Origin of the sequence: Leclercia sp. UBA7405, from assembly GCF_037152215.1 — a bacterium.
Classification (GTDB): Bacteria; Pseudomonadota; Gammaproteobacteria; order Enterobacterales; family Enterobacteriaceae; genus Enterobacter; species Enterobacter pneumoniae.
Window position 1 is genome coordinate 2396853 of sequence record NZ_JBBCMR010000001.1, and the last position, 11535, is coordinate 2408387.

Consider the following 11535-nt stretch of genomic DNA (forward strand, 5'->3'; position numbering starts at 1 on the left):
AAAAACAGTGATTATCGCCCGAACGCCGCGTTGAGCCAATATTCGGGGAAAATCTCACCAAAATTTGGCATAATGTCACTCTGTCACGTATTGAAATGAAAAGTAAAACAATTATTAGCAAGGACTGTCGTAACGCGAAAGACGATACGATATAACACCGGGACCCCCATTTTTTACAATTCAGGCCGCATGAGCACATTCAAACCATTAAAAACACTCACATCGCGTCGTCAGGTTCTCAAAGCGGGGCTGGCAGCCTTAACTTTATCCGGCATTGCAAAAGCCCAGGCCAAAGAAGAGAGCACGCTTAAAACCAGTAACGGACACAGTAAACCTAAAGCTAAAAAACCGGGCGCTAAGCGCGTGGTCATGCTCGATCCGGGCCACGGCGGCATCGATACCGGAGCCATTGGCCATAACGGCTCTAAAGAGAAACATGTCGTGCTGGCGATTGCAAAAAAAGTGCGGACAATTTTACGCAGCAACGGCATTGACGCACGGCTGACTCGCACCGGTGATACCTTTATTCCCCTGTACGATCGGGTGGAAATTGCCCACAAGCACGGCGCGGATCTGTTTATGTCTATCCACGCGGACGGCTTTACTAATCCGAGCGCGGCCGGTGCCTCGGTGTTCGCCCTTTCGAACCGCGGCGCCAGTAGCGCCATGGCGAAATATCTTTCGGATCGCGAAAACCGCGCCGATGAAGTCGCCGGGAAAAAAGCCACCGATAAAGATCATCTTCTCCAGCAGGTGCTGTTTGACCTGGTGCAAACCGACACCATCAAAAACAGCCTGACCCTCGGGTCGCATATTCTGAAGAAGATTCGCCCCGTGCACCGTCTGCACAGTAAAGGGACCGAGCAGGCTGCCTTTGTGGTGCTGAAATCGCCCTCCATCCCCTCTGTGCTGGTGGAAACCTCCTTTATTACTAACCCGGAAGAGGAGCGCTTACTCGGCACTACCGCGTTTCGCCAGAAGATCGCTAACGCCATCGCCTCCGGGATAATCAGTTACTTTAACTGGTTCGATAATCAAAAAGCCCACGTGAAGAGACGCTGATGAAACCAAATGCGCAACGGGTTAAAACCTTCTTGCTACAGTTGCAGGACCAGATTTGCCAGAAATTGACCGCGGTTGACGGCGGAGCGTTTCAGGAAGATGAGTGGCAGCGCGAAGGCGGCGGCGGCGGACGCAGTCGGGTGCTGCGTAACGGCGGTATCTTTGAGCAAGCCGGCGTGAATTTCTCGCACGTCCATGGCGATACAATGCCTGCCTCGGCCACCGCTCACCGTCCAGAGCTGGCAGGCCGCAGCTTCGAGGCGATGGGGGTTTCGCTGGTGGTCCATCCCCACAGCCCTTTTGTACCGACCAGCCATGCTAACGTGCGCTTTTTTATTGCCGAAAAACCCGGCGCCGAGCCGGTATGGTGGTTTGGCGGTGGCTTCGATTTAACGCCTTTTTACGGCTTTGAAGAGGATGCCGTTCACTGGCACCGTACGGCCCGCGATCTTTGCCAGCCCTTCGGTGACGAGGTGTATCCCAAATACAAAAAATGGTGTGACGACTATTTCTATCTGAAGCACCGCGACGAGCAGCGGGGTATCGGCGGGCTCTTTTTTGACGATCTCAACACGCCGGATTTTGATACCGCTTTCGCCTTTATGCAGGCGGTGGGTAACGGCTTTACCGACGCGTATCTGCCCATTGTGGAACGGCGTAAGGATACCGATTACGGCGTACGAGAGCGTGAGTTCCAGCTTTATCGCCGGGGGCGTTACGTAGAGTTTAATCTGGTGTGGGATCGCGGCACGCTGTTTGGTTTGCAGACCGGCGGGCGTACGGAGTCGATTCTGATGTCGATGCCGCCGCTGGTGCGCTGGGAGTATAATTTCGAGCCGAAAGAGGGCAGCCCGGAGGCTGCCCTGAAGAATTTTATTCGGGTTCGGGACTGGGTGTAGCCTTTACCCCCTCACCCCGGCCCTCTCCCTGAGGGAGAGGGAGAAAACGGGGGGTTCCCGTCAGTCCCCTCTCCCCGTGGGAAAGGGAGAAAACGGGGTTCCCGTCAGTTCCCTCTCCCCGTGGGAGAGAGAAAAAACGGGCGTTCCCGTCTGTCCCCTCTCCCCGTGGGAGAGGGTTAGGATGAGGGGGAGAAATAAAAACTACAGCGGCTGCGTCTGCGCCTCTACCACCGCCAGCGCCACCATGTTCACAATACGACGTACAGAGGCGATCGGCGTCAGCACATGTACCGGCTTCGCCACCCCCATCAGCACGGGACCAACCGTCACCCCTTCGGAGCTGGAGACACGCAGCAGGTTGTAGCTGATACGCGCCGCTTCGACGTTCGGCATAATCAGCACGTTCGCCGAGCCTTTCAGCGGGCTATCCGGCATACGCTCATTGCGGATACTCTCCACCAGCGCGGCATCACCGTGCATTTCACCATCAATCATCAGCTCAGGCGCACGCGCACGCACCCGTTCCAGCGTCTCGCGCATCTTGCTCGCCGCCGGGGATTTTGATGATCCGAAGTTTGAGTGCGACAACAAGGCTACCTTTGGTTCGATCCCGAAACGACGCACGGTTTCTGCCGCCATCACGGTGATTTCAGCCAGTTGCTCCGGCGTCGGATCGTCATTCACATAGGTATCAGCGATAAAGGTGTTACCGCTTGGCAACAGCAGCGCGTTCATCGCCCCCGCCGTATGGACACCCTCACGATAGCCGAAGATCTCCTGCACCACGGTAAAGTGCTCGTGGTAATCCCCTACCGTGCCGCAGATCAGGGCGTCGGCTTCACCGCGGTGGACCATGATCGCGCCGATCACCGTGGTATTGCTGATGACCGCTTTCTGCGCCTGCTCCTGGGTGATCCCGCGACGTTTCATGATCGCGTAATATTCGTTCCAGTACTCTTTAAAGCGCGGATCGGATTCGTTGTTCACGATCTCAAAATCCACGCCCGGTTTAATCTGCAGCCCCAGCTTCTGGATACGCATCTCAATCACGCTCGGACGGCCAATCAGAATCGGCTTCGCCAGACCTAAGGTGATCAACTCCTGCGTGGCATGCAGCACGCGCGCCTCCTCACCCTCTGCCAGCACCACGCGCTTCGCGTCTGCGCGTGCCTGGGAGAAGATAGGCTTCATAAACAGGTTCGTTTTGTAGACGAACTCGGTCAGTTTATCGACGTAGGCATCAAAGTCCTGAATCGGACGCATGGCTACACCGGAGTCCATCGCTGCCTTCGCCACTGCCGGAGCGATCTTCACAATCAGGCGCGGGTCGAACGGTTTCGGAATAATGTAATCCGGACCAAAGCTGAGATCCTGATCGCCGTAGGCCGAAGCTACCACTTCGCTCTGTTCGGCGTGAGCCAGTTCGGCGATGGCGTGAACGGCGGCCAGCTTCATCTCTTCGTTGATTGCCGTCGCACCCACGTCCAGTGCGCCGCGGAAGATGAACGGGAAGCAGAGCACGTTGTTCACCTGGTTTGGGTAATCAGAACGGCCGGTACAGATAATGGCGTCTTCACGCACCGCTTTCGCCAGCGGCGGCAGAATTTCCGGCTCCGGGTTGGCCAGCGCCAGAATCATCGGCGCACGAGCCATCTTCTTCACCATCTCCTGGGTCAGCACTTTCGGGCCGGAGCAGCCGAGGAAGATATCCGCGCCATCAATCACATCATCCAGCGTGCGCTTGCCGTCATCCACGACCGCATAGGCGGCTTTGGTTTCAGCCAAATTGGGTTCGCGATCTTTGTAGATAACCCCTTTTGAGTCGCAGACCACAATATTGTGCTTCTGCATACCCAGCGCCACCAGCAGGTTCATACAGGCGATGGCTGCCGCACCGGCACCGGATACCACCATACGCACGTCAGAGATGTTTTTCTCTACCACCCGCAGGCCGTTCAGAATGGCGGCTGTACTGATAATAGCGGTGCCATGCTGGTCGTCATGGAACACCGGAATATTCATCCGTTCGCGCAGTTTTTGTTCAATATAGAAACACTCTGGCGCTTTGATATCTTCGAGGTTAATACCGCCGAAGGTTGGCTCCAGCGCGGCCACCACGTTGATAAACTTATCGGGATCGAGCTCATCGACTTCGATATCAAACACGTCGATACCGGCGAACTTCTTGAACAGAACACCCTTCCCTTCCATCACCGGCTTACCCGCCAGCGCACCGATATTGCCAAGTCCCAGCACCGCGGTACCGTTAGAAATCACCGCCACCAGGTTGCCGCGCGCGGTGTATTTGTAGGCAGCGAGCGGATCTTTCTCAATTTCCAGGCAAGGGGCGGCAACGCCCGGCGAGTAGGCTAGCGCCAGGTCACGTTGCGTGGCGAGAGGTTTGGTGGGGGAAACCTGGATTTTACCGGGAACAGGGAATTCATGAAAATCGAGGGCACTCTGTTTCAACTGATCGTCCATCTTATCCTTCCTTTAACGTATCGTTCAAAATGGGTGCTGTTTTTCTGTCCTGAGGCACACCCTGGCGTGCCGCATAGTATCGCCGCTGGCTGCGGTTCAAACTTTGAAGGCTGCCAAACTCTGACCAACAAACAACAAAATTTGTTATCAATTTATAACAAGCCTGTTACCCACCCGCCAAAGCAAGACCCTCCTCGTCTGCTATGCTTTTTTGTTAAGCACGTCGCGAATTTTCCAGAAGTGTGATCCAACGCACTCGACTAACTCTTTTGATTTCAAGGAGTCATACTTTATGAACCAACTAGACGGCATCAAACAATTTACCACCGTCGTTGCTGACAGCGGTGATATTGAATCTATCCGTAGCTACCAGCCGGAAGATGCGACCACCAACCCTTCGCTGCTGTTAAAGGCGGCGGGATTGACCCATTTCAGCCATCTCATTGACGACGCCATCGCTTATGGTAAGCAGCGCGGTAAAACGCAAGAGCAACAGGTGGCAGAGGCCAGCGACAAACTGGCGGTAAATATTGGTGCGGAAATTCTGAAAAGTATTCCCGGCCGTGTTTCAACCGAGGTTGACGCCCGCCTCTCCTTCGATAAAGAGAAGAGCATTAACAAGGCCCGTCGTCTGGTTGAGCTTTATCAGGACCAGGGCATCGATAAGTCGCGCATTTTGATCAAGCTGGCCTCGACCTGGGAGGGGATCCGGGCGGCGGAACAGCTGGAGAAAGAGGGAATCAACTGTAACCTGACGCTACTGTTCTCATTTGCTCAGGCCCGTGCCTGCGCCGAGGCTGGCGTCTATCTTGTCTCCCCGTTTGTTGGCCGCATCTATGACTGGTATCAGGCAAAAGAGCCGATGGACCCCTACGTGGTCGAGCAAGACCCCGGCGTGAAATCCGTACGTAATATCTACGATTATTACAAGCAGCACCGCTACGAAACCATCGTGATGGGTGCCAGCTTCCGCCGCACTGAACAGATCCTCGCCCTGGCCGGCTGCGACCGCCTGACCATCTCCCCGGATCTGCTGAAAAAGCTGCAGGACAAAGACGAGACCGTCATGCGTAAGCTGATCCCTACCTCAACCGTGCTGCCGAAGCCGAAAGCGATGACCGAAGCCGAATTCCGCTGGGAGCATAACCAGGATGCAATGGCCGTCGAAAAACTGGCAGACGGCATTCGTCAGTTTGCCGTTGACCAGCGCAAGCTTGAAGATCTGCTCGCCGCCAAACTTTAAATCAGCCATGGAGTGAACTATGTCCCGTAAAGAGTTAGCCAACGCCATACGCGCCCTAAGCATGGATGCCGTGCAAAAAGCCAATTCCGGCCATCCGGGGGCACCGATGGGCATGGCCGATATCGCCGAAGTGCTGTGGAACGACTTTCTGAAGCACAATCCTAACGACCCGGCATGGTACGACCGCGATCGCTTTATTTTGTCTAACGGCCACGCCTCCATGCTGCTCTATAGCCTGCTGCACCTCTCTGGCTACGACCTGCCGCTGGAAGAGTTGAAAAACTTCCGTCAGCTGCACTCCAAAACGCCAGGCCACCCGGAGCTGGGCTACACGCCGGGCGTTGAAACCACCACCGGTCCGCTGGGCCAGGGGCTGGCCAATGCCGTGGGGCTGGCCATCGCAGAGCGCACCCTGGCGGCGCAATTTAATCAGCCGGGCCATGACATCGTCGATCACTTTACCTACGTCTTTATGGGCGACGGCTGTCTGATGGAGGGGATCTCGCACGAGGTCTGCTCCCTGGCCGGCACCCTGGGGCTTGGCAAACTGATCGGTTTTTACGATCACAACGGCATCTCCATTGATGGCGAAACCGAAGGCTGGTTCACCGACGATACGGCCAAGCGCTTCGAGGCGTACCACTGGCACGTTGTTCACGAAATTGACGGCCACGATCCTGAGGCGGTGAAAAAAGCGATTCAGGAAGCGCAGAGCGTGAAGGACAAACCGTCCCTGATTATCTGCCGGACCACCATCGGCTTCGGCTCGCCGAACAAAGCGGGCAAAGAAGAGTCGCACGGCGCGGCGCTGGGTGAAGAAGAGGTGGCGCTGACCCGCCAGAAACTGGGCTGGAAATATCCCGCCTTTGAGATCCCGAAAGAGATCTATAGCGCCTGGGATGCCCGCGACAAGGGGAGCAAAATCCAGGCCTCGTGGAATGAGAAATTTGCCGCGTATAAAAACGCGCATCCGGAGCTGGCCGCCGAGTTCACCCGCCGGATGAGCGGCGGTATGCCAGAAGCCTGGGAAGAGAAGACCCAGGCGCTGATTGAGGAGCTGCAAGCTAATCCGGCGAAAATCGCTACCCGTAAGGCGTCGCAAAACACCCTTAACGCACTGGGGCCGATTCTGCCCGAGCTGCTTGGCGGTTCCGCGGACCTGGCGCCCAGCAACCTCACCATCTGGTCGGGGTCGACATCGATTAAAGAGGACCAGGCCGGTAACTACATCCACTACGGTGTACGTGAGTTTGGCATGACCGCCATCGCCAACGGTATAGCCCATCACGGCGGTTTTGTGCCTTATACCGCGACCTTCCTGATGTTTGTGGAGTACGCGCGTAATGCCGCGCGCATGGCGGCACTGATGAAAGCGCGACAGATCATGGTGTATACCCACGACTCCATCGGGCTGGGGGAAGATGGGCCGACCCACCAGGCGGTGGAACAGCTGGCGAGCCTGCGCCTGACGCCAAACTTTAGCACCTGGCGTCCTTGCGATCAGGTCGAGGCCGCAGTGGGCTGGAAGCTGGCCATAGAGCGCCATAACGGCCCGACGGCGCTGATCTTGTCGCGTCAGAATCTGGCGCAGATTGAACGTACGCCGGAGCAGGTCAAAAACATCGCCCGCGGTGGCTACATCCTGAAAGACAGCGGCGGCAAGCCGGACGTGATCCTGATTGCCACCGGCTCGGAAGTGGAGATCACCGTGAAGGCGGCAGAAAAACTTACCGCTGAAGGTCATGCGGTACGTGTAGTTTCTCTGCCTTCGACGGACATTTTTGATGCCCAGGATGAGGAATACCGTGAGTCGGTGCTGCCTTCAGATGTGAGCGCCCGCGTGGCGGTCGAGGCCGGAATTGCCGACTACTGGTATAAATATGTCGGCCTGAAGGGGGCGATTGTCGGCATGCGGGGATACGGCGAATCGGCCCCGGCTGATAAGCTCTTCCCGTACTTCGGCTTTACGGTCGAAAACGTGGTGGAAAAAGCGCAGAACCTGCTTTAACGGGTGATCCACAAGGTGGGCCAGGCATCTGGCCCATGCCAGTTATCGCAGCTTGGCTCTTCAGCATACCGCACCAGACGAAAGCGCTGGCCATTAAAACGCCAGCGCGTCTGGATGCCACAATCGGCAATACCCCGCCCTAACGCCAGGGTGGTGAGTTCGCGATTTTTCTCATCGAAACCCGCATTCATCAGCTCCATATCGCTGCTCTCGCTTGCGGCAACAAACGGCAGACGCAGGCGGACAGGCCGTGCGGCAAAGGGTTTTTTACGCGAAACCAGCCACGCCAGATCCACGGTATTGTAGGCCCCCGCTTCACAGCTAATCATCATCAACGCTTTATCATCGGTCAGGGCCGTTACCCGTACCTCCCGGCGCGCCGGATCGAGCGAGCACTGGCTGTTATTCATCCGCCAGGTACCGTAATCAATTAAATCGCTGCGCTCCTGGCGCGTCAGGGGCGTAGGCGTTGGATTAATTACCGCTACCTCTTTTAGCGCCGGTGCGGGTGGCACGCTGAGCGGCGGATCGTCGCCCTTTTTAATCCAGGCGGTTTCACTGCCCACACGCTTTTGCTGGCTGTCGATAAACAACAGCGTGGCCTTCAGGCCATCGAGGGAGATCTCTTGCTTGCCCCGGTTCAGGGCGATCATATGCTTTTCCTGAATAGTGGCCAGGAACGCATTAATAGTGGCGGTATCGTCAGTTGATAAACGCCAGGGGGAGAGTTGCCAGTGCCGGGTATCGAGCGCTAACGGTTCGCCGTCGAGGAGTAAACGGGGGGCGATCGCCGGTTCGCCGGTAGAAGGGGTCGCCAGCCCGCCGAGTTCAATGCGCAGGACCGCATCGGTTTTGGCACCGGCGCTACGGCTCAGGGTCATCACCAGCCCTTTATGCTCGTTAATATTGCGCGCAATGCAAAAATTCTGATTGTTGCAGGTCACCTGCCAGTCAGAAAAAGCTCGCTGCGCGGGGGCCGCCTGCACATAAAGTGCCGGCAGCATAGTGAGCATAAAGATAAATAAATAGCAGTGACGCATGTATGGCACGATCCCGGAAGCATGACTCAAAAACTGGCCGTATCTTCCTGCGCAAACCGGGATGGCTCAATCGGATTTATCGGATAGATTTATTTAAAATACATCTTATTAACATTAATAAGATCAAGTCATTAAGCCGGACGTCTGAAGATATTGCAGTAATATCACCGTCTTGCCATCCCGGATTTCGCCGGTTTTAACCTTCTCCAGCGCCTCCGTGAAAGGCATCTCCAGTACCTCGATCTCTTCATCTTCAATGCCGCCGCCCGCATTGGCGCGGTGAGCGTCGCTGTATTCCGCAACAAAAAAGTGAATGAGTTCGGTGACACCGCCCGGGGACATATACAGCTCAAAGACTTTACGCACTTCGCTGACGGCGAAGCCGGTCTCTTCAATTGCCTCTTTACGGACGCAGACGTCGGGTGCATCGTCATCCAGCAGACCGGCACAGGTTTCAATCAGCATACCGTCGGGATTGCCATTAACCCAGGTCGCTACCCGGAACTGACGGATCAGCACCACGGTTTTTTTATCCCGGTTATAGAGCATCACCGTTGCGCCATTACCACGATCGTAGACCTCACGCTTATGGCGCACGACTTCGCCGTTTTCACGCGTTAGATCGTAGGTCATGTTGCGAAGCAGAAAGTAATTGTCGGAGAGGATTCTATCTTTGATTAGGTCAATTTTCAGGGTCATGCGGACTCCACAGCGCAAAATATCCTCGTCATACTACGCCGTGAAGTCCGCTTTGTCGTGGCCGGGTTAATGGATAAGATTCTGATTTACGCCCAGCCAGTCGGCGATGCCCTGCGCCGCATGCCGCCCTTCGGCCATGGCGGTCACCACCAGATCAGCACCGCGAACCGCATCTCCACCGGCGAAGATTTGCGGGTTACTGGTCTGATAGCGGTAACGGCTATCCACGCCGGCGACAATCCGTCCCCACTCATCCACGGCAACCCCCTGCGCCTGCAGCCACGCCGCGGCATGCGGAGTAAAGCCAAAGGCCATGATTACCGCATCGGCAGGGATCACGAATTCACTGCCGGCAATCGGCACCGGACGCCGCCGCCCCTCGCCATCCGGCTCGCCGAGCTGAGTGCGCAGTAGACGAACTCCGTTGACCCGTCCGCTGTCATCCAGCGCCAGCGCCACCGGCTGGACGTTGAATTCAAAGGCGGCCCCCTCCTCTTTGGCATTTTTCACCTCTTTACGGGAACCGGGCATGTTGGCTTCGTCGCGACGGTAAGCGCAGGTGACGTTTGCCGCCCCCTGACGCAGAGCGGTACGCACACAGTCCATCGCCGTATCGCCGCCCCCCAGTACTACCACGTTGAGCCCGGCGGTATCGATAAAGGGATCGGCCACCGAGGCGGGCAGCCCCATAAGCTGACGGGTATTGCCCACCAGATACGGCAGCGCATCGTAAACACCCGGCGCCTCTTCGTTAGGGATGCCGGCTTTCATCGACCGCCAGGTACCGACTCCGATAAAGAGCGCATCATACTTCCGCTGAAGTTCAGCCATCGACACATCCTTACCCACCTCGCAATTGAGTACAAAACGGATCCCCATCGCGGTAAAGATGTCGCGACGGCGGGCCAGCAGCGACTTATCCAGTTTGAACGACGGTATGCCAAAGGTCAGCAAACCGCCAATCTCCGGGTGACGATCGTAGACGGTCACACTAAGGCCACGGCGCACCAGCGCGTCTGCGCAGGCTAACCCCGCAGGCCCGGCACCGATAATGGCCACACGTTTATCGACCGGCACCACCTGGCTGAGATCGGGCCGCCAGCCTTTCGCCAGCGCCTGGTCAGAAATATAACGTTCAAGGTTGCCGATGGTGACCGCGCCGGACGCCTCGCGCACCGTGCAGGCCCCTTCGCAAAGTTTGTCTTGCGGGCAGACTCGCCCGGTGATCTCCGGCAGGCAGTTGGTCTGGTGTGATAACTCGACCGCCGCCTCGATATCACCGGCTTTTACCCGCTCAATCCACTGCGGGATATGGTTGTGCAGCGGACAGGTCCATTCACAAATCGTGTGCTCGCCGCAGGTAAGACAGCGCGATGCCTCCCGCTGCGCCTGCTCTGTTCGAAATGGCAGATAAATTTCTGCAAAGTTGCCCACGCGCGCCTCAGGGCTGAGCTTATCCGGCTCGCCACGCGGGCTAAGCGCCTGCAGCTGCGCCTGCTTTCCGCCGGCTTTCACCGCCGCCGGGGCAATACCTTTCCATGGCTGCGCCTCATGACTCGCCGTACGCAGTCTGCGCGCGCGGGAGAGTTGATTCAGTGCGTCAGGGGTGGCAAGCGTCAGGACATCTGCCGGGCAGTTTTCCACGCAGGCTGGCCCCTGCGGTCGTCCGGCACAGAGATCGCACTTCTGCGCGGTGGCTTCACCCTGGGCGGTAACCACGATGTCCATCGTGCCAAAGGGGCAAGCCACGACGCAGGCTTTGCAGCCAATACAGCGCTGTTGATTCACCTGCACGCTGTCGTTTTCGCGGGCGATAGCCCCATTCGGACAGCTCTGGATGCAGGGGGCATTTTCGCAGTGATGGCAGGTGACGGTGTTGAAGCGGCTCCCCTCTTTCACCACGGTGATTCGTGGCGTGAATTCCCGCTGACTCAGCGCATGTTGTTCATTATGATGTGCCATCACGCAGGCGACTTCGCAGGCGTGACATCCGATACATTGCTGGCTGTTGGCCATAATAAAATGATTCATAGCGACACCTGCCCTGGTTATTAACCTTATCTTTTACAGGGGCTAAGTATTTACGCACCGGGGCGGGTTCAG

General features: G+C 56.9%; 8 protein-coding genes. 4 read left to right on the forward strand and 4 right to left on the reverse strand.

Annotated features, from left to right (window positions below):
• Nucleotides 1-189 precede the first annotated feature (189 nt).
• Nucleotides 190-1062 carry an N-acetylmuramoyl-L-alanine amidase AmiA gene (gene amiA, locus WFN75_RS11745; RefSeq protein WP_046884640.1) on the forward strand — a complete coding sequence of 291 codons (873 nt, stop codon included), beginning with the start codon at nt 190-192 and terminating at the stop codon, nt 1060-1062.
• Nucleotides 1062-1961 carry an oxygen-dependent coproporphyrinogen oxidase gene (hemF, locus tag WFN75_RS11750; RefSeq protein WP_207292181.1) on the forward strand — a complete coding sequence of 300 codons (900 nt, stop codon included), beginning with the start codon at nt 1062-1064 and terminating at the stop codon, nt 1959-1961. The genes amiA and hemF overlap by 1 nt, the downstream gene beginning before the upstream one ends.
• A 201-nt stretch (nt 1962-2162) precedes the next feature.
• Here hemF and maeB read toward each other — a convergent pair whose 3' ends face one another.
• Complete coding sequence (gene maeB / locus WFN75_RS11755; protein WP_336996184.1) at nt 2163-4442, reverse strand: NADP-dependent oxaloacetate-decarboxylating malate dehydrogenase; 2280 nt, start codon at nt 4440-4442, stop codon at nt 2163-2165.
• 292 nt (nt 4443-4734) lie between these two features.
• Here maeB and tal point away from each other — a divergent pair, with 292 nt between their 5' ends.
• Together tal and tkt are read left to right on the forward strand one after the other, a co-directional pair.
• Nucleotides 4735-5685, forward strand: coding sequence for a transaldolase (tal, locus tag WFN75_RS11760; protein ID WP_207292182.1), 951 nt, complete (start codon nt 4735-4737; stop codon nt 5683-5685).
• A 19-nt stretch (nt 5686-5704) separates the two neighbouring features.
• Nucleotides 5705-7693 carry a transketolase gene (tkt, locus tag WFN75_RS11765; RefSeq protein ID WP_040074571.1) on the forward strand — a complete coding sequence of 663 codons (1989 nt, stop codon included), beginning with the start codon at nt 5705-5707 and terminating at the stop codon, nt 7691-7693.
• On the opposite strand, the gene WFN75_RS11770 is transcribed toward tkt, so the two are convergent.
• The 3 genes from WFN75_RS11770 to aegA all read right to left on the reverse strand — a co-directional run bounded on the left by WFN75_RS11770 (nt 7690) and on the right by aegA (nt 11463).
• Nucleotides 7690-8733, reverse strand: a complete 1044-nt coding sequence (locus WFN75_RS11770; RefSeq protein WP_336996185.1) for a DUF1176 domain-containing protein — start codon at nt 8731-8733, stop codon at nt 7690-7692. The two genes, tkt and WFN75_RS11770, sit on opposite strands and share 4 nt — an antisense overlap.
• Nucleotides 8734-8856: 123 nt before the next feature.
• Nucleotides 8857-9432 carry a GDP-mannose pyrophosphatase NudK gene (gene nudK, locus WFN75_RS11775; RefSeq protein ID WP_336996186.1) on the reverse strand — a complete coding sequence of 192 codons (576 nt, stop codon included), beginning with the start codon at nt 9430-9432 and terminating at the stop codon, nt 8857-8859.
• A 66-nt stretch (nt 9433-9498) separates the two neighbouring features.
• The gene (gene aegA / locus WFN75_RS11780) at nt 9499-11463 is read right to left on the reverse strand and encodes a formate-dependent uric acid utilization protein AegA (protein ID WP_336996187.1); all 1965 of its coding nucleotides are present in this window, start codon (nt 11461-11463) and stop codon (nt 9499-9501) included.
• Nucleotides 11464-11535: the final 72 nt, after the last annotated feature.

Bases quoted from the DNA above. Each gene is read 5' to 3' on its own strand.
- amiA (WP_046884640.1), top strand. From the start codon at position 190: ATGAGCACATTCAAACCATTAAAAACACTCACATCGCGTCGTCAGGTT.
- hemF (WP_207292181.1), top strand. From the start codon at position 1,062: ATGAAACCAAATGCGCAACGGGTTAAAACCTTCTTGCTACAGTTGCAG.
- maeB (WP_336996184.1), bottom strand. From the start codon at position 4,442: ATGGACGATCAGTTGAAACAGAGTGCCCTCGATTTTCATGAATTCCCT.
- tal (WP_207292182.1), top strand. From the start codon at position 4,735: ATGAACCAACTAGACGGCATCAAACAATTTACCACCGTCGTTGCTGAC.
- tkt (WP_040074571.1), top strand. From the start codon at position 5,705: ATGTCCCGTAAAGAGTTAGCCAACGCCATACGCGCCCTAAGCATGGAT.
- WFN75_RS11770 (WP_336996185.1), bottom strand. From the start codon at position 8,733: ATGCGTCACTGCTATTTATTTATCTTTATGCTCACTATGCTGCCGGCA.
- nudK (WP_336996186.1), bottom strand. From the start codon at position 9,432: ATGACCCTGAAAATTGACCTAATCAAAGATAGAATCCTCTCCGACAAT.
- aegA (WP_336996187.1), bottom strand. From the start codon at position 11,463: ATGAATCATTTTATTATGGCCAACAGCCAGCAATGTATCGGATGTCAC.